General features: G+C 44.2%; 20 protein-coding genes. 18 read left to right on the forward strand and 2 right to left on the reverse strand.

Annotated features, from left to right (window positions below):
- The first annotated feature begins 73 nt into the window (after positions 1–73).
- The 18 genes from J2X14_RS10565 (at position 74) to J2X14_RS10650 (ending at position 21,658) form a co-directional block, all read left to right on the forward strand.
- Positions 74–844 carry a helix-turn-helix domain-containing protein gene (locus J2X14_RS10565; RefSeq protein WP_352411174.1) on the forward strand — a complete coding sequence of 257 codons (771 nt, stop codon included), beginning with the start codon at positions 74–76 and terminating at the stop codon, positions 842–844.
- The gene (sctC, locus tag J2X14_RS10570) at positions 816–2,513 is read left to right on the forward strand and encodes a type III secretion system outer membrane ring subunit SctC (RefSeq protein WP_352411175.1); all 1,698 of its coding nucleotides are present in this window, start codon (positions 816–818) and stop codon (positions 2,511–2,513) included. The genes J2X14_RS10565 and sctC overlap by 29 nt, the downstream gene beginning before the upstream one ends.
- Positions 2,510–3,664 (forward strand): type III secretion system gatekeeper subunit SctW, encoded by a 1,155-nt coding sequence (gene sctW / locus J2X14_RS10575; RefSeq protein ID WP_352411176.1) that lies wholly within the window; start codon positions 2,510–2,512, stop codon positions 3,662–3,664. Before sctC ends, sctW begins: the two co-directional genes overlap by 4 nt.
- Positions 3,661–5,745, forward strand: coding sequence for an EscV/YscV/HrcV family type III secretion system export apparatus protein (locus J2X14_RS10580; RefSeq protein ID WP_352411177.1), 2,085 nt, complete (start codon positions 3,661–3,663; stop codon positions 5,743–5,745). The genes sctW and J2X14_RS10580 overlap by 4 nt, the downstream gene beginning before the upstream one ends.
- 10 nt (positions 5,746–5,755) lie before the next feature.
- Positions 5,756–6,154: an InvB/SpaK family type III secretion system chaperone gene (locus J2X14_RS10585; RefSeq protein ID WP_352411178.1), complete on the forward strand. Its 399-nt coding sequence runs from the start codon at positions 5,756–5,758 to the stop codon at positions 6,152–6,154.
- On the forward strand, positions 6,154–7,446 hold the full coding sequence (gene sctN / locus J2X14_RS10590; protein WP_352411179.1) for a type III secretion system ATPase SctN: 1,293 nt from the start codon (positions 6,154–6,156) through the stop codon (positions 7,444–7,446). The genes J2X14_RS10585 and sctN overlap by 1 nt, the downstream gene beginning before the upstream one ends.
- The gene (locus J2X14_RS10595) at positions 7,430–7,882 is read left to right on the forward strand and encodes a SpaM family type III secretion system protein (protein ID WP_352411180.1); all 453 of its coding nucleotides are present in this window, start codon (positions 7,430–7,432) and stop codon (positions 7,880–7,882) included. Before sctN ends, J2X14_RS10595 begins: the two co-directional genes overlap by 17 nt.
- Positions 7,870–8,775, forward strand: coding sequence for a SpaN/EivJ family type III secretion system needle length determinant (locus J2X14_RS10600; protein ID WP_352411181.1), 906 nt, complete (start codon positions 7,870–7,872; stop codon positions 8,773–8,775). The genes J2X14_RS10595 and J2X14_RS10600 overlap by 13 nt, the downstream gene beginning before the upstream one ends.
- A complete protein-coding gene (locus J2X14_RS10605; protein WP_352411182.1) occupies positions 8,772–9,701 on the forward strand; it encodes a FliM/FliN family flagellar motor switch protein in 930 nt (309 codons plus the stop codon). Before J2X14_RS10600 ends, J2X14_RS10605 begins: the two co-directional genes overlap by 4 nt.
- A complete protein-coding gene (locus J2X14_RS10610; RefSeq protein ID WP_352411183.1) occupies positions 9,691–10,359 on the forward strand; it encodes an EscR/YscR/HrcR family type III secretion system export apparatus protein in 669 nt (222 codons plus the stop codon). The genes J2X14_RS10605 and J2X14_RS10610 overlap by 11 nt, the downstream gene beginning before the upstream one ends.
- A gap of 7 nt (positions 10,360–10,366) precedes the next feature.
- Complete coding sequence (locus J2X14_RS10615; RefSeq protein WP_352411184.1) at positions 10,367–10,627, forward strand: EscS/YscS/HrcS family type III secretion system export apparatus protein; 261 nt, start codon at positions 10,367–10,369, stop codon at positions 10,625–10,627.
- Complete coding sequence (sctT, locus tag J2X14_RS10620) at positions 10,624–11,376, forward strand: type III secretion system export apparatus subunit SctT (RefSeq protein WP_352411185.1); 753 nt, start codon at positions 10,624–10,626, stop codon at positions 11,374–11,376. Before J2X14_RS10615 ends, sctT begins: the two co-directional genes overlap by 4 nt.
- Positions 11,377–11,399: 23 nt before the next feature.
- Positions 11,400–12,479: an EscU/YscU/HrcU family type III secretion system export apparatus switch protein gene (locus J2X14_RS10625; protein ID WP_352411186.1), complete on the forward strand. Its 1,080-nt coding sequence runs from the start codon at positions 11,400–11,402 to the stop codon at positions 12,477–12,479.
- A 128-nt stretch (positions 12,480–12,607) separates the two neighbouring features.
- Complete coding sequence (locus J2X14_RS10630) at positions 12,608–13,090, forward strand: SycD/LcrH family type III secretion system chaperone (protein ID WP_352411187.1); 483 nt, start codon at positions 12,608–12,610, stop codon at positions 13,088–13,090.
- A 37-nt stretch (positions 13,091–13,127) separates the two neighbouring features.
- Complete coding sequence (gene sctE / locus J2X14_RS10635) at positions 13,128–14,939, forward strand: type III secretion system translocon subunit SseC family protein (RefSeq protein ID WP_352411188.1); 1,812 nt, start codon at positions 13,128–13,130, stop codon at positions 14,937–14,939.
- 7 nt (positions 14,940–14,946) lie between these two features.
- Positions 14,947–16,089, forward strand: a complete 1,143-nt coding sequence (locus J2X14_RS10640; protein ID WP_352411189.1) for a hypothetical protein — start codon at positions 14,947–14,949, stop codon at positions 16,087–16,089.
- A gap of 58 nt (positions 16,090–16,147) precedes the next feature.
- On the forward strand, positions 16,148–17,119 hold the full coding sequence (locus tag J2X14_RS10645) for an IpaD/SipD/SspD family type III secretion system needle tip protein (protein ID WP_352411190.1): 972 nt from the start codon (positions 16,148–16,150) through the stop codon (positions 17,117–17,119).
- A 54-nt stretch (positions 17,120–17,173) separates the two neighbouring features.
- Positions 17,174–21,658 (forward strand): hypothetical protein, encoded by a 4,485-nt coding sequence (locus J2X14_RS10650; RefSeq protein WP_352411191.1) that lies wholly within the window; start codon positions 17,174–17,176, stop codon positions 21,656–21,658.
- Between the two features lie 328 nt (positions 21,659–21,986).
- On the opposite strand, the gene J2X14_RS10655 is transcribed toward J2X14_RS10650, so the two are convergent.
- Together J2X14_RS10655 and J2X14_RS10660 are read right to left on the reverse strand one after the other, a co-directional pair.
- Positions 21,987–22,424: a winged helix-turn-helix domain-containing protein gene (locus tag J2X14_RS10655; RefSeq protein WP_352411192.1), complete on the reverse strand. Its 438-nt coding sequence runs from the start codon at positions 22,422–22,424 to the stop codon at positions 21,987–21,989.
- 591 nt (positions 22,425–23,015) lie between these two features.
- The gene (locus tag J2X14_RS10660; protein WP_352411193.1) at positions 23,016–23,243 is read right to left on the reverse strand and encodes an acyl carrier protein; all 228 of its coding nucleotides are present in this window, start codon (positions 23,241–23,243) and stop codon (positions 23,016–23,018) included.
- Positions 23,244–23,591: the final 348 nt, after the last annotated feature.

The following is a 23,591-nucleotide window of genomic DNA, read 5'->3' on the forward strand; positions in this document are numbered from 1 at the left end:
TCCGGCCTGTCAAAGTGAAACTGATAAGCAACCCTGGCAACAGTGAGTTTATTTAAACTGGAAGGGAGGCAATATGAATTCGAGAAAAGATAATTTTGTTCTTGAAGCAGGTGATAAATATTCCTCTACGGCCAGTGTATGTTGGTGGGTAATGCCGCATCCTGAACAAGGCAGCGCTGTTTTTTTTCATAGCCAGAATGATGAGGGTGTAATCGATATTGCATCATCTTCTGCAGGGATTTTAGCTATAAAGGACGCTGAGCTGAAGATCCGCTCAGGGACGATGACAGTTTATCCGCTGGATTTAATTGCCCTTGCTAAAATCCAGGCCTTTATTGACACGGCGCTAAAACCTAATATTAAAATACCGACCAAAAGACAAGCGGTTTTTCTACCTTTTGATGATGAAACAGTGCCCACGGCCCAGGTTCTGGAAAATTGGCTGATTAGGGAAAATGTGACCGGGGAAGTAGAGAAAAACACAGTTATTGCTATTTTACGTTCAACAGAATGGTATTGGTTGGTCAGCTATCTGTTAAATTATGATAATACGGCGCTACTCAAAGAGTTAGGTGAAAAGTATGGTTTTTCACAATCTCATTTTAGGCGACTGACTAAGTTGGCGCTAGGTAATACCACTAAAGGAGAGATGTGCCGCTGGCGCTTAACTAAAGCGTTGTTCGATTTAATAGAGACGAATGACAGCATTACCGCTATTGCGCTGAACAATGGTTATGCTTCTGTTTCCCATTTTTCCAGTGAATTTAAAAATATTATGGGATTTCCTCCTCGCGAGCTCAAAAAGCTTTTAGATTATGAATTTAAAAGAACCGAATTTCATTAAAGCCATTGTTCTGTTTTTTATTATGACAACGCTTTCTTCTCCGTTATTCGCGGCTGAAAAAAGAAAAGCTGTCAAATCAGATGACCCGAGTTATGTTGCTGAAAAAGACAATATGCGCACCTTTTTTGATGCGCTTTCAGCTAACCTTGAAAAGTCAATCATCGTTAGCCCGCTGGCGTCTAAAAAGCGCATTACGGGTAATTTTGATATGGCCAATCCGCAAGCATTACTGCGGCGTGTTGCCATAAAGCTTGGTCTTATATGGTATGACGATGGGCAGGCCATTTATGTTTATGACGCCAGCGAAATGAAAAACGTTGTGGTAACGCTGAAAAATATTTCAGCAGCGACATTGAAAAATTTTTTGCAGTCATCCGGCCTTTATGACTCGCGCTATCCGATGCGTTCAGATGGTATCAGCAAAACATTTTATCTGTCGGGCCCGCCTGTTTATATTAAATTAGTGAATGAAACAGCGGCGTTACTGGATGGCAAGGAAGAGGTTTTATCCTCTGATAATACACTTAATGTGATTCCTTTATATAACACTTTTGTTGACGATCGCACCTATCGCTATCGGGATGAAACATTAATTATTCCTGGTATAGCGACGATTATTCGTCAGTTGATGGAGCGTGCGCAAAAAACGGCTAAAGGCGTCCTGGCATATACAGAACAGGATAATAATTCGGTAAACGAAACTAGCGTACAACGTAACCCGCTTCAGGCTGTATTCCCTGAGGCTCTCGGTATTCCTGGGCCTTTGCTGCCGCCTGCTACGTCTGAGACCTGGCAAAACAGCAAAACAGAGCGTGTGGTTATCATCGCCAGTCCACAAAATAACAGTTTACTGGTAAGAGGGAATCCTCGTCAGGTCAGCAACGTTCGCCAGCTTGTTGCAGCGCTGGATATTCCCAGAAGGCATGTAGAAATGTCCGTCTGGATTGTTGATCTGCAAAAGGATGCTTTTGACCAATTAGGCGTGTCCTGGAATGGTACGTTTAATATGGGCAACCAGGTTGGCGTTTCATTTAACGGCGGAGGCACCAGTACCGTTGACGGCGCATCTTTTATGGCCTCAGTAATGGCGCTGGTTCAAAACAATAAAGCCAATATTGTTTCCAGGCCAATGATTCTTACTCAAGAAAATGTTCCGGCAGTTTTTGATAACAACCGTACTTTTTATACTCGTCTCATTGGCGAACGCACTTCTAACCTTGAGCATGTTACGTATGGAACATCATTGAATGTTCTTCCGCGTTTTACTGAACAAAATGAAGTCGAACTTTTATTGAGCGTTGAAGATGGTAATCAGCTTAACGATGGCCAGGCAGGCGATCATCTGCCTGAAGTCGGGCGAACGAATATTAATACCATAGCGCGGGTACCAAAAGGAAAGAGTTTGCTGATTGGCGGCTATACGCGCGTAGAAAATAGTGAAACTGAATCAGGCATTCCCTTCCTGAAAGATCTGCCGTGGATCGGTGGATTATTCCGTACCCAGTCAGCGAGAACGTCTGAGATGGTGCGCGTATTTTTGATTCAGCCCAAAGAGATCTCTGCAAAAAATGCCTTCAACAGCACACAATTTATTGATGACATCCGTGGTAAGCCGGCGACGGGCGCACTTTTCGACTGGATGGAAAACTTTCTGGATGGAAAAGAATGACTGTCCAGTCAAACGGAGCGGCGCCAATAGCACGCTATACACCGCCGGGAGCGCAAGAAAAGCGGCTCGAAAGTGATAGCTCTGCCTCAGCTTACTCGACGGCCAATCAGCCCGTGGCCGATGAGCCTAATGATGTCATTATCGCGACTGCAGAGAAGTTTCTGAACTCCGTTGATGAAATGACGGCATTTATTACGCAAATTCGTAATCGCCGGGATTTGGAAAAACGCGCAGATTTTTTTACCGATGTTGGGCTGGATTACGTTCTTGACGAGCAAGCGCATGAAAAGATAGATGCGCTAATTCCGTTGCTGAAAAATGAAGCAAAAAATAACCCTGGCATACTGCTTCACTATGCTCGTGAAGCCTTTCCGGATGATAGCTGCCTTATCGCCGCATTACGCGTGCTGTTACGTATACGTAAGTTTATTCTGGATGAGGTGGAAACCATCTCACTGGCACTTGAACTGGCAGAGGAGCAGGCGGAACCTAAGCCTACTAAAGCAGGCATCAACATTGCGCTAAAAGCGCGGCTCTACAGTAAAAAATTAAAGATGTCCCCGGTATCGGTTCGCCGTGCATATCGTGATTTTATCCAGAGCGAAGACCCTGAACTGGTGATTTATGAAAAATGGCTGGCTTTTTATGGCGCTGAGCGCAGACATATTCTGATTGATTTTATTGAGAAGGCTGTCCTAACCGATCTGGAAGCCAGCGATCCGAGTTGTAATGACGCAGAGTTTGGTTATCTGTTAAGCAGGCTATCACATATAAAACTGATTCGTTCTGGTGACATTGTGTTTATCGAAGGGGTTAATGCCAATTCTGTGTTAGCGCAATGGAATCAATCTGTTGATAAATGGTTGTTTTTCCTGCTGTCGGCTATCTATGAGCCTGATGAAATCTATCAAAGCATTGAAGAAGTTGGTGGGGATCATCTCCTGGCTGCCACAGAAAAAGAAAAGGTAGAGTTTTTACAGTCAATATTTATAGCATTATCGAAAGTTCCTGAAGCAATTTTTCTTGAAGCTGCCGACAGGGAGAAACTACTGGAAAACCTTCGCATTTTAATCAGCGATATCACATTGCATGAGGTGAAAAAATCGCAGCAGGAAATGCTTATAGAAAATAAGGCGAGGGACGGGTCGTGATTAACCAATATTTAATAAAAATCAAAAACCATCCGGAATTATTCATTCTGATACTGATTATGGTGATCATCTCAATGTTGATCATTCCATTACCAACGTTTATGGTGGATTTTTTGATTGGTTTAAATATTATTATTTCAGCGCTGGTTTTTTTATCATCATTTTATATTGATCGCATACTAAACTTCTCAACTTTTCCGGCAGTACTGCTGATCACGACGCTTTTCAGGCTGGCACTCTCTATCAGTACCAGGCGGTTAATTCTTAACGATGCTGATGCTGGAGATATCATCGCTACATTTGGCCTATTTGTTATAGGCGATAATCTGGTTGTTGGTTTCGTAATTTTTGCGATTGTAACTATTGTGCAGTTTATGGTGGTAACCAAAGGGGCCGAGCGCGTGGCCGAGGTTGCTGCGCGTTTCTCATTGGATGGTATGCCAGGCAAGCAGATGAGTATTGATGCGGATCTGCGGGCAAATATCATTGAAGCTGAAGAAGCGAAAGAACGTCGATCAATACTGGAAAAAGAAAGTCAGCTCTATGGCTCATTTGATGGGGCGATGAAATTTATTAAAGGCGATGCTATCGCAGGCATTATTGTTATTTTCATTAACTTTATCGGTGGCATTAGCGTAGGTATTAGTCAGCATGGCATGACAATGTCTAGTGCATTGTCAACCTATACCATGCTGACAATTGGTGATGGGTTAGTTGCACAAATCCCTTCACTGCTAATTGCTATTAGCGCCGGGTTTATTGTAACGCGAGTAAGTGGCGAAGGGAATAACATGGGGACCACCATGATGTCCCAGCTCTTTAACAATAAATTTGTGCTGCTTATTGCCGCGATTATCGCCGTTTTGATTGGTAGTTTACCTGGCTTCCCATTGCTTATTTTCATGCTGTTAGCAATGATCCCTGGTGGGCTCTATATTTATAAATATTATGCTGAAAATAAAAGCAATAAGTCTGCATCTGCTAATGATAATAATGTCCTCAACGATGAATATTCTGATGAGACCGATCCCGGCAGAAAAACCGATAGTCATGGAAATGAAACAAGGCTGGGGCTGATTGATAATTTGAATGAAGTTACTCCGGTAACCATCCCGCTGATGTTAGTGGTCAGCAGCAACGTGGCAACCATCCTGGATAGAGTCCAGGCGGCGGAGCGTTTCCGTAGTCAGTTCTTTATGGATTACGGTATTCATTTGCCTGATATCATTATTAAATCTTCAAAAAGCTTGCTCGATAATACTGTCTCTTTATTGATCAACGAAATTCGCGCTGAAGAGTATATTATTTATTTTGACAAGCTGACCATTATCAATGGTACTGATGAGCTTGAGCATTTAGGCATTGAGACAGTAAATCAGGATAATGTGCTATGGGTTGATGCAGAGCACGCCTCTCAGCTGAATGAGATGGGCTATTTTACCCGTACACCGACAGATGAGCTCTATTACTGCATGGCGACGACACTGGTACGTAACGTTAATGAATATTTTGGCGTTCAGGAAACGAAAACGCATCTTGATAAGCTGGAAAAAGATTATCCGGATTTAGTAAAAGAAGTGACCCGTCATGCCACCGTTCAGCGCATCGCAGAAGTTTTCCAGCGTCTGCTTAATGAAAAGATTTCTGTTCGTAATACTAAGCTTATTATTGAAACCTTAGCGATCTGGGCAAATAAAGAAAAAGATGTTATTTCGCTTGTTGAGCATATAAGAGGCGCGCTGTCGCGTTATATAAGCCATAAATTTTCATCACATCAGACGTTACGTGTGGTACTCATCTCTAATGATATAGAAGATACATTGCGTAGGGGCATTCGCAGCACGTCTTCAGGTTCTTTCCTGAACCTTGAGCCGGCTGAATCTGAAGAGTTGATGGATCGTTTCGAACTGGCGCTCAACGATATTTTAATGTCGCAAAAAGACTATGTGATTTTAGTATCCGTTGATATTCGCCGTTTCGTTAAACGTTTTCTGGAAAATAAGTTTAAAAGCCTTGAGGTCCTTTCTTTTGGTGAAATAACCGAAAGCATTAACATCAATGTAATTAAAACTATTCAATAAGGTAGATAAAATGAATTTCGATATTAGAGATTTAGTCCGTGATACGCTTCTTTCTCAGGGATGTGCCCCAGACATGCTTGAGAGTTTTGATGGGCACAGTACTATCGCGCTGGAATTTAATGGCATCCCGGACATTCTTGTATCGTTAGTAGACGAGCAGGTTGTTGTCTGGTGTCGCCTGCTTGAGCATAACCCTGGCTTGCTGGAACAGTGCGCTGACCGCCTGCTGCCAATGCTTATGATGCCCGTATTTTATTCTGTCACCGGCCAGCTGCAACTAGCTGAAGACAGTGACTACACGGTGTTGAAGGCGGTATTGCATCCCTCCTGCCTGAATCCTGACGATTTTGGTCGCACTCTGGAAGAATTTTATCAATCTATCGAGGATTTCTTGCAGGTTCTCCAGTAATGTCATTTGCCGATCTGGTGCGTTATCAGGCTCATCCGACGCGGATTACCGGTACCCTGATTGAGGCGCCGTTGAAAGGTGTCCGCATCGGCGAGCTCTGTGAGATTCGCCGTAGCTGGAAAGACAGGACAGTGATTGCTCGCGCAATGGTGCTTGGTTTTCACCATCAGAAGACATTACTTACGCTGATTGGTTCTGCACAGGGGCTGACACGTGAGGTGGTGATTAGCCCTACCGGACGGGATGTTGTTCTGCCTTTGTCCGAACAGCTTACTGGCTGTGTGATCAATGCCTCTGGCGTTGTGACCGAACGGCTCTGCGAGCCGCAGGGTTCAGGCGTCACGGAAACGCGAACCATTAACGCGACGCCGCCCGACTATCACGATCGAGCGAGTATCTCAACGGCATTCATTACCGGTATTCGAGCGATTGATGCTCTTATTACCGTTGGCCAGGGGCAGCGCATGGGGATCTTCGCTTCTGCTGGCTGCGGGAAAACAACGCTGATGCAGATGATTATTAACAATGCGGAAGCCGATCTCTTTGTCGTGGCGCTTATTGGTGAGCGTGGGCGTGAGGTAACTGAATTTGTAGAGGAGCTAAAATTATCGGGGCAAGGACATCGCTGCGTGGTGGTTTACGCGACCTCCGATCTCTCAGCATCAGACCGCATGAACTCGGCGGCGGTGGCGATGACGATTGCAGAATATTTTCGCGATCGGGGGAAAAATGTTGTGCTCTTTCTGGATTCGATTACTCGCTACGCCCGTGCGCTACGTGATGTGTCATTGCTGGCGGGAGAGCCTCCGGCACGCAGAGGGTATCCGGCATCCGTTTTTGAGCGTTTACCTGCGCTTCTGGAACGCCCTGGCGTCACCCATAATGGCAGTATCACGGCATTTTTCACTATTCTTCTGGAAAGCGAAGATGAGAGCGACCCGATAGCGGAAGAGATCCGTTCAATACTCGATGGTCATATTATTTTAAGCCGCAAGCTGGCGTCTAAGAATCATTATCCTGCAATTGATGTACTTAAAAGTCTCAGCCGTGTAAGTACACGTGTCTGTACTCAGGAGCATTTATCGGTGGCCGGAAATGTGAGGGATCTAATCGCTAAAATTGACGAGCTGCAGATGCTTATCGATTTCGGTGAGTACAAGCCGGGAAGCAATGAAGATAACGATAAAACCTGGCGCTCAATGCCTGACGTTCGGGCTTTTCTTTGCCAGGGTATGCATGAGCGAGAAGAGCTTAATCATTCTCTCAGGATGATGCATGAGATTATTAATTAGTTTAAAAATAATTAATAAAAGGACTGCAGTAAATATACGGACAATAGAAGCTGAAATTGCAGGGATAAAAAATGAGATAGAGGATCTCGATGCGCGTATAAACGAATGTCATGAGATCATTACTAAGGCAAACCTACACCTGCTAAGTTTCAGCATTATCGGTGCGGCATCGCTGACTGAAATACTTGAGTCTAAAACTCGCCAGGCAGTAATCAAAAGAAAAATTGCAATGGCGGTAATGCATAAAAAAGAATTAAGTCAGCAAAAAACTGAGCGTCAGAGTGCGCTAAATGCCGCACAGGAAAAGAGAAAAATAGTACTGCGTAAGGCAGATAAGTTTACAAATCGTATTCGTGAACTGAATAAAGAACTCGCCCTAAAACAATTGAACCAGCTTGATAATGAACTGGAGGAGCAGCTTCAATGGAAAATGTAAAAGCGGAGCTAATAAGCTCACTGCCTGCTGCCGAAAATAGCGTTATTTCTGAACCTGCCAGCAGACTTGATGAAAAAATGCGCGAAGAAAAAGAATTTGATGAAGTGGACCTTGTTCCTTATTTAACGTTTTTCCGTCAGCTGGTCTCTGACACATCGCCAGAGAGTCCACGTTTAGTTGTGAGCAGTGGAGACGTGAAAACGGCAGCGATGCTGTCTGCTGCTTCTGATTCCTCTGATTTCTGCGGCAAGAGTACTACTCTGCAATCTTCCACAGCGTCAACGGCAAGTCAGCTAAGGGCGATTGACACACCCTTGTTAACAGCTGCGCCAGCGCCAGCAAAAACAACAGCAACGTCAGCAAAAACAGCAGTAACGCCCGCAAAAACAGCAGCAGCACTACCGCAACCCGGCATTATCGCTGCGGACTCATTTATGACAGCGGCGGTTGAAAAAAAAGTCAAAGATGTTCGCAGCGAAATTAATAACATTTTACCTCATGGTGCGCTGGGCCTCAGCGGTTCGCCACAGTCGGATGCCAGCGTAAAAAGTAAGGTAGAGAATCTCTTTACGCAGCAAATAAGACATGCAGATCAGGATTTGTCATCAATGCTGAAGACGGAGGCTTCCTCCCGGCCTGAGCATGGTGAAACCAAAATTACTTACACGTTCAGGCGCTGGGATGCCTCAAATCGTCATGCCGTTGAATTTACCGTACCCAAAGATCAGCTGACACAGCCCTTAATCATGACGCCAACAACGCGCGAGGTTCGGGAACGGATCGACATTGCAAGGGATACACCCGGCGCGCCCGTTTTCTCTTTACGTGAGGAAGGAGAGCAGCACAGCAACCGCAGAAACGTCTGGCGATTTTATGATGAGGAAGAGACATGATCCGCCAGAAGCTTCGTCGCTATGATCCCAGAGCAGGAGGGATCAGCAAATATAAAGCATGGATGACATCATGCGGCCAGAACGTCACTCAATCAGTACCGCCACCGGGAGCGGTACTACACCGTTTTTCGGCGGCATCCGGCTACAGCATTCTCATCGATCTTCGCGTCTGGTTTGCTCAGCACCATCCAGAGTGTAGTCAGCTTGCTCTGGAGTATATGTCCGATAAGGATCTCCGCAATTTCTTTAGCTACGGCGATAACCCTTGCGAAATGTACTTGCCGGACGGGGGGCGCTTGGGTTTTGACAGTAGTGCCCCTGAAACAGGAAGCGATGAGAGTTACGCATTGATGCTCGATATAACAACCAGCCTGGGGAATGGCTGGCTTATCACCGTAGCACCGGATATCAAACCCGTTTGGGCAACCTTCGAACCCAGACATCTCACTTTCCATCTGCGGTTGCTGCTGGGAGAGAGCTATCTCAGGCTTCGTTATCTTAAAAAACTTAAGCCTGGCGATGTGCTGATTATCAGTCAGTTTCGCGAAGAGGTGCTGGTTGGTGATTACCGGCTGGGTAAATTTCAATGTCAGGAGGAACAATTTGTGTTTGAAGAAGAGTTAGACGATTTTGAAGAAAATAGTGATTCGCTGGGTACAGAAGAACCCTATATTGAACAACAAGAGAGCGGGTTAAATAAAATACCGGTAAAGCTGGATTTCATTATTCATGAAAAAAAAGTGACGCTTTCTGAACTCAGGCATCTTTCTCCTGGCGATGTCATCGCAACCGGTGGGCACGGCAAGAATAGCGTGACGATATGTGCGAATAAAATGTTGATCGGCCGTGGCGAGCTGGTATGGATTGATGACAATCTTTGTGTTGAAATCCAGACATTGATTGATGGTGCCATAGATGGAAAATGATATTTCCCTTATTGCGGTGCTGGCATGCGCTTCGCTGGCGCCTTTTCTCATCGCTTGCGGCACCTGTTACGTAAAATTTTCTATCGTCTTTGTCATGATTAGAAATGCCATTGGCTTACAGCAAATCCCTTCGAACATGACACTAAATGGCATAGCTTTTGTTATGGCTGTCTTTGTGATGATGCCAATAATGAAGGATGGTTATAATTATTATCAAAGTAACCATATCGAGGTAAGTTCAGCGGACGATATTGTCAAATTCGTCGACGATGGTTTTATCAGTTACAGGGAGTATCTACAGCGTTATACCGATCCTGATCTCGCTGCCTTTTTTGAACGCGCGCAAAAAGCAAGGCAGCACGATGAAGCGGCTGAGCAATATAATGACGATGAGGAAAAGTCGCTTTCGCTGTTCTCCTTACTGCCCGCTTATGCATTAAGTGAAATAAAAGAGTCATTTAAGATAGGATTTTATATCTATTTACCTTTTGTCGTGATCGATCTTTTGGTTTCCAGTATTTTGCTGACGTTGGGCATGATGATGATGAGCCCAATCACCATTTCTGTACCGATAAAATTATTGCTCTTTGTAGCAATGGATGGTTGGAGCCTGATTTCCAAAGGATTAATAGAGCAATATCTCTCACTGGCAGGATAATAATTCGATGAATGAAGTTATTTATGCCAGTAATAAAGCTATTTGGTTAGTGCTAATGCTTTCAGCGGTACCGATAGTCGTAGCCACCCTTATTGGCCTGTTAGTAGGGCTTTTTCAGACGGTGACGCAGCTACAGGAACAAACATTACCTTTTGGTATCAAGCTATTGGGTGTATGCGTTTGCTTGTTTCTGCTATCAGGCTGGTTCGGTGATACATTACGGGAGTACTTTTCTGAAATTATTAATTTTGCATTACGGCCGACATGAATACCGGTTTCCATTTCTTTACTGAGTTTCATTACTGGATTTATGGCACAGTGCTGGCGTCTGCACGGTTGTTTCCGGCATTTATGCTATTGCCATTTTTGAACCATTCCACCGTATCGGGCCTGTTTAAGTTTCCGTTAATTTTCTTATTGGGTGCTACGCTCTGGCCTCAATCTGGTGCCTTTATTCAGCAATTAACCATTCTTGAGTATGTGGGGTTATTGGTTAAAGAACTGGTTACAGGACTAATTATTGCTATATTCCTGTGCTTTCCTTATTGGGTTATCCATGCCGTAGGAAGCTTTATCGATAACCAGCGTGGCGCCACCATTAGTAGTTCGCTGAGCCCGTTAACCGGCATTGACTCATCGGAACTGGCCAACTTCTTTAACCTGATGGCGGTAGTCATAATTCTTGAAGCGGGAGGCGCTACCGTTTTACTTAATGTAATGCAGAGCAGTTATCTGTTATGGCCCTCAGCAACCTGGGATTTTCCGCCGCTATTAGATGTGCTGCGGTTTATTGACACTATGGTAGCTCAGGCTGTTCGCATAGCCAGCCCGGTTATCACTATGTTTCTGGCAACCGAAATGTTACTTGGGCTACTGGCGCGTTATACACCACAGCTTAACGCTTTTTCTGTTGCCCTTACGGTCAAGAGTGCCGTCGGATTTGGAGTTTTATTGCTTTATATGTCACCCATTCTGCCCGCAGAGATAATTAACCTGCAGCATTACTTTCTTCCCTGAACGGCTATGGAATAATTGATGCTATGTCTGGTAACAAAACAGAAAAACCAACGCCGAAAAAAAAGAGAGATGCGGCGAAAGAAGGGCAGACGTTTAAAAGTAAAGATCTTATTGCTACCTGTCTGATTTTAATCGGCATCGAGATTATGCTTAACTTCATATCATTAGATGGCCTTATCCATATATTTAATAACGTCGTTAATGCCAACTATGATATACCTGCCCACGAATATATATTAGTTTGCATAATTGCAGGCGCTAAAATATTGGCTCCGGTGCTGATCATGGGGATTATGGCAACAGTGCTACCGGGTATGATGCAAACTGGCGGCCAGCTTGCACTCAAAGCGATGAAAATCAAGTTCGATTCACTTAACCCCGTTAAAGGTATAAAGAAAATATTCAATTTACGAACCATTAAAGAGCTGGTTAAAGCGTTGCTTTTTCTTTCGGCCTTTTTGGTTGCGGCAAAGATATTCTGGGAGCTGAATCACCCCGATATCATCAGGATGGTTTACGGTGAGGCAAAGTTTGTTTTTTTTATGTGGGGCAAGCTACTGCATTCTTTATTGACGATTTTTATTAGTTGTATTCTTATAATAATTCTTTTTGATTGTATCTGCGAATACTTTTTGTATATAAAAGAGCTCAAAATGGACAAGAAAGAAATTGAGCGCGAATATAAAGAACTAAACGGTAACCCTGAAATCAAGGGCCGCCGCCGGCAATTACATCAGGAACTGCTTTCAGAAGCAACGAAGGAAACAATCAAAAAATCCAGTGCTATCATTGCCAACCCAACCCATATTACTATCGGGATTTATATAAATAAAGAGGTTACATTTATTCCATTTATTTCATTGATAGAAGTTGAGAATAAAGCACTGGCAGTCAGACGCTATGCTAAGAAAGTTGGTGTGCCTGTGATTGAGGATGTTGCATTGGCAAGGAAGTTATATGCAACACATAAAGTAAATACTTTTGTCGATCTTGATTGTTTTCCACCCATCATGGATATCCTCCTTTGGCTGGATATTGTGGAAATGAGTTGGCTACAGTCCAACCTGTCGCCGCCGCCGGAGGATGAAAAGCCGAAACGCTGATGCCGGATGTACCGGATCATTATCGTTAAGCTTTTAAGTAAGATAAGTGGGAAATGAGCTTTTTTTATGAGAACCCACAGAACATTTTTGATTAAATAAAGCCCGCGTCATGGGAAAGGAAGACAGACATGGCTCAAAAAACGAAGAATTTACATGAATATGATGTAGAAAGTGCGGCCTATCAGCTACTGGAGTATGTCCACAAAGGGATCACTTTGAAGGATATTGAAGGTATTTCTGATGAACAAATGGAAGAGATGTATGCCTGTGCATACCATTTTTATCAGGAGCGAAAGCTCGACGAAGCGGAAAGTCTCTTTAAACTGCTGTGCATGTATGATTTAACCAACGCCAATTATGTTATTGGCCTGGGGGCAGTCCATCAGTTCAGAAAAAATTACCAAAAAGCCTGCGATTTTTATGCGCTGGCTTATGTAATGGCAGATGATAACTTTCTTCCAATGATGTATGGAGGGCAGTGTCAGCTGCTAATGGGCAACTCTGGTCGGGCATTACAGTGTTTTGATACCGTCGTGAAAAAATGTAGCGATCAAAGCCTGGTCGCTAAAGCCCAACTTTACATGAAAGCGATTAAAGAAAAACGCCTGTAACATTCAAAATCTATATAAATATTAGTAGGGATAACATATGGACATTAATAATCACCTTACGCCAGCACTAATTAAAACGCCGGATATGGAAAATGAAAAGGTTGAATCAGCCCGCATTTATTCCCCGCCAAACCGGCCTAATGAAAATAAGCAGAATGTTAATAGCAGTATTGCTGCTATGCAAGGAATGGTGCTGACCGAAGAGGACAAAATATTCGCAGAATCTATGCTGGATGACGGCGTGGAGTTACCCAAGCCGACAAAAAAACTCGACAGAAATAATATTTATTCCATCTTTAACAATATGAAAGACATACTGCTGCGTCAGGGCGTAGATTTTCTCAGCTCAATGCAGCGTTCACTGGAAACTTTTGCAACAAGCTATCAGGCCTTTAACAAAAAGCTTGGAGAAAAACTTGATGCTTTAGCAGAACAGCTTACTGGCGCTATGGATGAAATGGAAGTCGCTGGGAAAGATTTGGAAGATTTGCAGTCACAGGCTGAAACGCTAAAGAAAACGCTGGGATCACTGAACGACGACAAGCAAAAGCTGAAAGATGCTGGCGTAGCGAAGAATGATGCACGTTATCAAGCCATTAATGCAAAGATCAAAGATGCCGAAGACCGTTTAATCAAGCTGGGCACTGAGCTTGACGCAGCAAAAGTCAGCTATGAGGCGCTGACCGAGAAAGCCACTTCGCTACAGGGTAAGTTCAATAGCGAAATGGCGCAAGCGTTGAATAATCCGCGATTCAGCAAGTTATTAGATATGGATAAAATGCAGCTGCGCGGCGATGAGCAACTGAAAGCCAGCCATCGGCTGATTTATCTGCTTAATGAAAGCATCAAAAATCGTACTGAAGAGGCGATAAAACGTGCTGAAGCTGAAAGAGAAAGAGCGCTTATAAACACCCAGCTGATGGGCGAGCAGCGCACAAAACAGGCAGAAAAATCAGAAAGAGAATATGAAAAAGCGCAGGAAGCAGCCAAGAAAAGCGATTGTATCTCTAAAATTCTGAATTACATTATTGCGGCCGTGAGCATTGTACTTACTGTCGCTTCCGGTGGGCTGGCCTCACCTGTTACGGCTGCGCTGCTTGCTTTAACCGTGGCCGATCTGGCTGTAACTGCCGCTACAGGACAGTCGTTTATGGCCAAGGCGCTGGAACCATTAATGAACCATGTGTTTATGCCATTGTTTAATATGATTTCTGAGGCAATGGATTTCCTGTTTGAACATGGACCATTAGGTAAACTTCTTAAAACCGTCCTACCTGAAAATATTTTCAAAACTTTAAAAGAAGTGCTGAAAGTAGTAAATGCGATTGCAGCCATCATTGCAGCTGGCTATTTAATGAAAAGTGCCGGTGGATTGATAAAAAACACCAAAATAGGCCAGGCAATTGTAAATGCAACAATGAAACATGCGTCAAAAATGCTGGAAACGATCGCTAAAAACATTCCTGAACTCCTTAAAAAGATGGCAGGTAAGGCAGGTAATGTAATAGCGAATGCTGGCAATAAAGTAACATTGCAAAATCATCAAAACATACTTAAAGCTGGTCAGTTGGCAACTTCTGGATTGGGCGTAGGAAATGTTGTGCAAAGCAGCGTGTCGAAAATTAATGTCGCTGAGACGCGTGTTGATTTTGCTAAATCACAAAACGACCTGGCGCAGTTATGGGAGCTCAGAGAAAAGCAAAATGAAATGACAGAGAATTTACAAGAATCTCTTGAAAGCTTGCAGAAGTTTATTGCTAACTTGAGTGAGATGCTGGCGAAAATTATTAATGACAACATGCTTGCCGGACAGAAAATTCTTCAGCTCAAATCAAATGTTATAGGATGAAATTAAAATGAAAAATAGTCTCAATGCCACTAATGCAGGTAGAACTCATTTAGACAGTATGAACATAACGTCGGAAAATGAGTTTACTACAGATAACTCCGCTATAAATAATAATGCCAGTCAGAAAAAAAATGACTCACAGCAAAAAATAGCTGAACAATTAAAATTTGAAGATCTGGTAAGAAATGTTAATGAGAATAGCAACGGTATTAATGGGTCCGCTTTGACAAAGCTCATTATTCACGTTGTTAACCAGCGGAGTGATATTGGGAGCATGGATAGCGCTTTTCAGCAATTACAGGGTTCCTTCGAGACTCTCATTAAGTCGCTAGGGGATAAAACCCAGCAATCAAATGCTGCGCTTGCGTTGCAGGGAACGCCTGGAAATCAGGAGAAAACGCTGCAAGAGATGGCTGATGGCAGAGAGTTACTGGCGAAGTTTGCTAATTTCGGCGCAGCAGCATCTGCTTTGAGAGAAATATTGAATGACACCACCAAGGCAATTGAAGATGCCGTTTACAGTTTAGTTGCAATGATGGTTCAGCTAAATACGCTGTATGAAATGCTAAATAAGGTTGCGCGTGAAAAAACAGAGAAAAGTGCTGTACAGGCCTGTAAGGCTGCGATTAGTGCGGCGGCATTAAGTATTGTTAAAGAAGTTGGGGGTACCGGAGCACTAACCGTTAAGACAGCGAAGCATATTAACAAAACTGAAAAGGCGCATAACGAGATGCTGGATTATAAAAAACAGGCCAGCCTGGTTGAAATGCAAGGTAAGGCACCTAAGTTTGACATTAATGGCAATGGAGCTAATAACAGAACGGCCGCTAAATTTACTGCAAGCGAACTTGAAAGAAAAGCTGACGAAATCGCAAAATATCTTAAAGCAAAAGATATGACGTTTACTAAGAGCAGTACACAATATCAGACGGGTAAAATGGTATCAGATTCTGCTATTAAGATGCAGGAAGCTGAAGGAAATAAAGAATCTAAGCTGACGGAAAATGAAGGGAAAAATATCGAGTTCCAGAGAGATGTCGCGCAGAAAACACTCGAACAGTTTACCGCTTCATTAAGGAAATACTTTCAGGCGGTTATGGACTATATTCAACAGATTAGAAACAGCCAGCAAAATCTGATGAGTAAATAAAATCTCTTTTAACGGTAGAGTTGGTTTTCATAAACCAACTCTTTATCACGAGGTTATTATGACACAAATCTTACCAGGGTACACCTCAGCAATCAAAGGAATGAGTTTAGCCCCACTCTCTAAAGAAAAAGATGCGATGTCCTTTAACTCAGAGGATAGCGATCTGCAGCAACCGTTAGAACAAGCCAAAGAAAGAGTGGTGGATGACGGCAAAAAAAATAATGGCTCATCGCCCACGCTGCAAAACCGAGTTGGACTGTTACAGGCTCTGGTTGAATTAAAGCAGGGTGGCATTCCGGTTTCTGATGAAAATTATAACGAGGTTTCCGAAAATCTTAATTATTCACTGGCACAGAAAAAACATTATGTAAGTAATTACATGAACAGTGAAGAGAGGTCAGATATAGAAATTCAGCAACAGATTCAAAGCATTGTAAATGGCACACAAAAGGAATTTATGGATCCGTTTATGACTGCTTCGCAAAAAATGACTGATTATTACAATGATATTAGTAATTTACGTAATTTATTAAGCGGTAACATTAAACCCGATCCGGATGATAAAGATAATAAAGGCACGCTCGTTATTAATTCAACGATTTATATTGGCATAAAAGATTTCCTTAAAAAATGGGGAGGCTCCGCTCTTTATCCAACGGCAGGCCTTGGGGTCAGTAAAGATGAAGCGCAAGACTGGTGTGCAAAAATGGGGGTTGGAAAAGTGGAATATGCTGGCTCGGGTAAATATAAAGTGATTATTGAAAAAACTCCGCTGGAAGATATTTTGAAAGTTTTTGAAGATTACAAAGCCATTGATGCAAACTTTGTCACAGTCCGTAAAATTTCTCAAACTGTTTACAATAACCTCATGGCCTCAGTGGATACATTTTTGCAAAAAGAACAGGGGAAAATGAATAAAATCGTTAACCAACTGGATTACTATAATAAATTAATCTCGCAATTACAGGAGAGGCTATCTGAATTTTCTAAACAAATGGCCGATGTCGCGCTTAACTTTTTGCGAGTATAAATAATCTTATACTTCGTGGTTTTAGGAAGGATTGTTTTCATTTAAGGGAATATTATGTCAGGAATTTCTTCTTCGCAAGGATTTCTTTCAATTCAGCAACCAATTGTAGAAACATTCTCTGATCTCAGAGGGGGAGCCGCTGGTAATTTGACGAATGTAAGAAATTCTGCACTCCAGCCAACCTCTGTAAATGATCCTCAATCAACGACGGAGTCAACAGAAGGCCAGTTTATACATTTCCAAAATTTTGTTCGGCAAGGATTGGGTTCAGAACCTAAAAGTTTAATGCTTGAAGGTTCGAAGAGTTCGAAAGTTAAAAAAAATAAAAACAATGCTATAAGACGGGAGCAACGTGAGAAGCTTAAATCAAGTGCAATAAGGTTTATCGATGAATTTCGTGAGAATGGAGTTTTAACTGACTTGACTGGTAATCCAAGAAATATTATTAATAATAAATATATTGTAAGCGATTTTAAATTAAATATCGGCTTGGTAGATTTTTTACTTAAAGACAAAGTGACATCTGATATCATTGGAGAACACCTATATCTTTTTGTTAAACCTGAGAGGAGTAATTATGTCTCCAGCGAAGAGGTTCCCTATGGTGCGCCTGTTTCCACAAGCCCGAAAGACAATGCCTTAATTAGTCCTCAGTTATCCGAAGGGATGCTACCGAATCCTGATGATATTAAACCGCACGATGATAATCCGCATTCTATACCGGGAACGAGTAGCAACAATTTTTTCGACGATAAAGAAAATACGCCTCATCCAAGGGGCACAGCACCAAATACCACAAATATATTTAATAACATTAACAATGACAACCGTATATTTAATAATTACCCAATCTATAATCAGAATAATTTTAACTTTTCAGAGCCGAGCACGAATGACGTAAATTCTACCTTTCTGCCAGAAAAAGTATTTGTTGCTGGTTATGACCCTGCACAAAAGACGATTGCTCAGCACCTTACGGATAATCTTACATCTTCGGGAGAGCAGAATGATGGCGCTAAAAATATAGTTAGTCATCTTAAAGCTGTGACTGACGTAGATGTAGGGCCCGGTCATCCTCTATCAGAGAGTAATGCAGATTCAGTTGATCAGCCTGATGGGTTGTCAGTAGCGGATAATTTTGTCGTAAGGCAAGAAAACGATGATGTCCCTAAAACCACAACTTTTAATCCTGTCGTAGCCTCGAAAACCGAACAGTCTGATTCATTTAGAGATAGGAAAGGTTCATTTAATGAGGAGGCTAATAAGCGTATAGCATCAACTGATGCTCACGTGCCAGCAGAGCCAGACGCGGCTCAACAGCCGTCAGTGAGTGCTTCAGAGTCGAGGGATCAAATTGATGGTGTCCGTGGCGGCAATCCCGCAACAGACAACCGTGAAGCCAGGTCCACGATGTCGGATGCAGCAAAATGGCCGTCAGGAAACATGTCAGGCTCGACGGTTCAGACTGACGGCGCCCGTGGCGGCAATCCCGCAACAGGTAACCGTGAAGCCAGGTCTGCGGTGACGGATGCGGCAAAATGGCCGTCAGGAAACATGTCAGGCTCGACGGTTGAGACTGACGGCGCCCGTGGCGGCAATCCCGCAACAGGTAACCGTGAAGCCAGGTCCACGATGACGGATGCGGCTCAGCCGCTGTCAGGCAGCACTGCACGCCAGGCAATCCAGAAGGGTGGTTATCAGCAGGTAACAGAAAACGGGAAAACGTCGTGGGTCAAGGTTGATCAGGGTAATCCGCCGTTGTTCCTGTCTGATGGCGGACGGTCATACCGGGGCATGATAATTCCTAATAACAACACGGCGACTGATCAACCAGGTTCATACCCCGGAGCTACGGATGCGGCAAAATGGCCGTCAGGAAATATGTCAGGCTCGACGGTTGAGACTGACGGTGTCCGTGGCAGCAATCCCGCAACAGACAACCGTAAAGCCAGGTCCACAATGACGGATGCGGCAAAATGGCCGTCAGGAAATATGTCAGGCTCGACGGTTCATACTGACGGTGTCCGTGGTGGCAATCCTGCAACAGGCGACCGTGAAGCCAGGTCTGCAGTGTTAAATGCAGCAAAGAGGCCGTCAGGAAGTCTATCAGGCTCGACGGTTCAGATTGACGGCGCCCGTGGCAGCAATCCTGCAACAGGTAACCGTGAAGCCAGGTCCACGATGACGGATGCGGCAAAATGGCCGTCAGGAAACATGTCAGGCTCGACGGTTCAGACTGACGGCGCCCGTGGCAGCAATCCCGCAACAAACAACAGTGAAACCAAATCTGCAACGACGAATGCGGCTCAGCCGCTGTCAGGCAGCACTGCACGCCAGGCAATCCAGAAGGGTGGTTATCAGCAGGTAACAGAAAACGGGAAAACGTCGTGGGTCAAGGTTGGTCAGGGTAATCCGCCGTTGTTCCTGTCTGATGGCGGACGGTCATACCGGGGCATGATAATTCCTAATAACAACACGGCGACTGATCAACCAGGTTCATACCCCGGAGCTACGGATGCGGCAAAATGGCCGTCAGGAAATCTATCAGGATCGACGGTTCAGACTGACGGTGTCCGTGGTGGCAATCCCGTCACAGACAACCGTGAAACCGGATCTGCAGTGTTAAATGCAGCAAAGAGGCCGTCAGGAAGTCTATCAGGCTCGACGGTTGAGACTGACGGTGTCCGTGGCAGCAATCCCACAACAGGCAACCGTGAAGCCAGGTCCACGATGACGGATGCAGCAAAGAGGCCGTCAGGAAGTCTATCAGGATCGACGGTTGAGACTGACGGTGCCCGTGGCGGCAATCCCGCAACAGACAACAGTGAAGTCAGATCTACAATGAGGGATGCTGCTCAACAGTCGTCAGTAAACACTGCACATCAGTCAGTTCAGACTGACGGTGCCCGTGGCGGCAATCCCGTAACAGACAACCGTGAAGCCAGGTCTGCAGTGTTAAATGCAGCAAAGAGGCCGTCAGGAAATATGTCAGGATCGACGCTTCAGACTGACGGCGCCCGTGGTGGCAATCCCGTCACAGACAACCGTGAAACCAGGTCTGCAGTGTTAAATGCAGCAAAGAGGCCGTCAGGAAATATGTCAGGATCGACGGTTCAGACTGACGGCGCCCGTGGCAGCAATCCTGCAACAGGCGACCGTGAAGCCAGGTCTGCAGTGTTAAATGCAGCAAAGAGGCCGTCAGGAAGTCTATCAGGCTCGACGCTTCAGACTGACGGCGCCCGTGGCAGCAATCCCGCAACAGACAACCGTAAAGCCAGGTCCACAATGACGGATGCGGCAAAATGGCCGTCAGGAAATATGTCAGGATCGACGGTTGAGACTGACGGCGCCCGTGGCGGCAATCCCGTAACAGACAACCGTAAAGCCAGGTCCACGATGACGGATGCAGCAACGAGGCCGTCAGGAAATATGTCAGGCTCGACGGTTCATACTGACGGCGCCCCTGGCGGCAATCCCGCAACAGGTAACCGTGAAGCCAGGTCTGCGGTGACGGATGCGGCAAAATGGCCGTCAGGAAATCTATCAGGATCGACGGTTCAGACTGACGGCGCCCCTGGCAGCAATCCCGCAACAGGCAACCGTGAAACCAGGTCCACGATGACGGATGCGGCAAAATGGCCGTCAGGAAATATGTCAGGATCGACGGTTGAGACTGACGGTGCCCGAGGCGGCAATCCCGCAACAGGTAACCGTGAAGCCAGGTCTGCAGTGTTAAATGCAGCAAAGAGGCCGTCAGGAAGTCTATCAGGCTCGACGGTTGAGACTGACGGCGCCCGAGGCAGCAATCCTGCAACAAACAACAGTGAAACCAAATCTGCGACGACGAATACAGCCCCGTCGCCGTCAGGCAGCACTGCACAACAGGCAATCCAGAAGGGTGGCTATCAGCAGATAACAGAAAACGGCAAAACGTCGTGGGTCAAAATCGGCCAGGAAAATCCGCCATTGTTCCTGTCTGAGGGCGGGCGGTCATACCGGGGCATGGTTGTTTCCCGTCAAGGTGCGACGGCTGATAAACCCACCGTGCGCCAGTCAGTTCAGACTGACGGCGCCCCTGGCAGCAATCCCGCAACAGGCAACCGTGAAACCAGGTCTGCAGTGACGGATGCAGCAAAGAGGCCGTCAGGAAGTCTATCAGGATCGACGGTTCAGGCTGACGGTGCCCGTGGCGGCAATCCTGCAACAGGCAACCGTGAAGCCAGGTCTGCAGTGTTAAATGCAGCAAAGAGGCCGTCAGGAAGTATTGCCAGGCAGGTTGTTCAGACCGATAACGCCCGTGGCAGTAATCCCGCAGCAGCCAGCCTTAAAACCGAATCTGCAGCAGCGGATGCAACTCAGCCGCTTTCAGAAAGCACTTCAGGGGCGGAAGTTCAGAATGGCCCCTGGCAAAAAGTAATAAAAAACGGCAAAACATTGTGGACTAATGAACGACAGGGGGTAAAGGTAAGCCTCTCTGAAGCGGGAGTTACGTACCGGGGAATGAATATCCCAAACGTTAAAGCTAAAAAGTTTAACTAGCGCAAGAAAAAGCGACATTATCGCGTAAATAAAATTATGCGACGGTAGTAAAATCGCCGTCGCATAGTCCTGACTATTTGTATACTTCTGATATGTTAATTATATATGTGTCTTTATAGATTGTTTGAGTTATTCATTAATCTGATAGTAAGGGTCAGAACTGCTTTGGTTATTTTACTGGCTTAGGTGCTATGGGGATGTTAAATGCTTAGAGGTATTGAATGCGCGTTCGATGAAAAAATAGATCATTTCCGGATGTGAAATGCGTACTGGAATATGAAAGCCTCAGCAGGTTTTTTAAGTGTACATGCTGATAAGCTGATTTGTGCTAATCCTGTTCTATTGATGATTCTACATATTTGAATTTATAACTTATGTTATCGGCTCCCACTACCACACACGAATGCGGCGTGAAGTTGGTGGCGCAACCAGGCCTGTTTTTATCTCTTTCTGGTTTAACGATAGTTACATTGCTAATAAACTGATAGCCACGACCATAAACCGTTTTGATAAATTTTATGGAGCTATGATTTTTAAGTTCTTTTCTTATTACATAGATGCATCGGCATAAAGATTCATCAGAAACAATGCCTCTACTCCACACCATTTCAATGATGTCGCTTTTAGTTACTATTTCGCCCGGACGGCTAACCAGAACTTCAAGAACCTTTAACTCTTTTGGACCGAGGTGAACAGACTGGGATTCTTTATAATATAGTCCGTTACGGGGGCATAGCGTAAAACCCCCAAAAACATACTTATTCATACACACAGCTCCACCGCTTGTCTTCTAAGTAACGCGATAATGAACTAAGGATGATGCAGAAAACAAGTAATTTCCAATAGATTGGGCTTAATTAAAAGTGTTTAATATCAATCTAAATTCATATAAAACAAAAAATCATTTATAATCATAGAGTTGATTTTTTTGCTCCATTTTCTTATAAGATTGTAATTCTTGGTTTAGGGGCGCGTAATAATTCTTTTCCTGGGGATAATGTTGTAATTGTTCACAAAAGTTTAGGTGAAAAATAAACGAATATTATACATTAAGACAATGCCTCCATATCCAATGACGTCTGCGTTTTGAAGCCTTCTTCCGTTGATGGTAGTGAGTTATCCTAAGATTGATAGTTCCTCGCTACACGAAGAACCATCAATAATGCCAATTTAAGGTTTGCTCTTGTCAGTAAAACCATAGCCATCACATGAACCTTTCTGGCTTTATAAATATACGTTGTATCTTTATAGGTTGCTGGAGATCAAAAAAAAAGCAGGATAAATAATCTGAAGGCATAACGCTGGGAAAAAGATGATATAGCAGCCCACAAGATTACTTTGCACAGTTTTTAGATTGTTATTGCGCTATTTTAAAGTAGTTATAGACATCCTGGACACAATACCATTTCATGATGTCTTCTTCGGCAACCGTAACTGAAAACTCATCTTCCAAAAAGCAGATCATTTCAGTAAACATAATTGAATCCATATGCAAGTCATAAACCAGCGATAGATCCGGATGAATGTCAGCGGGTTTTACTGATGCACACTTTGCAATAATAGCGTTCACTTTGTTTATTTTCATGTTTATATCTTATGTTAATTTAACGTTATTTTAGTGACGATAATGTCGGGGAGCGTTAGCCATGCGGGCATACAAGCATTAAAGTATATATCACTAGTTGTCAGGATTTATCAAGAGGCTACATAGCGATCGTGGAATTTTATGCGCGAGAGTAAAAGAACGAGAAAGGAATAAGTTAAGGGAGGTATTTATTATTATCAACAGAAAATCATTCTGAATGCCGGTTCAGGCAATCGCTGCTGTTTATTTGACGCCAGATCCCCGTCTAATCATTTTGATGCTTCAGCGAGTAAAAGCGGTTAATACTATCAATACCGCTAGCCCTACCTGGCTTCACCGCTAAACAGT

This window comes from Mixta sp. BE291, from assembly GCF_031457955.1.
In the GTDB taxonomy this organism is placed as follows: domain Bacteria; phylum Pseudomonadota; class Gammaproteobacteria; order Enterobacterales; family Enterobacteriaceae; genus Mixta.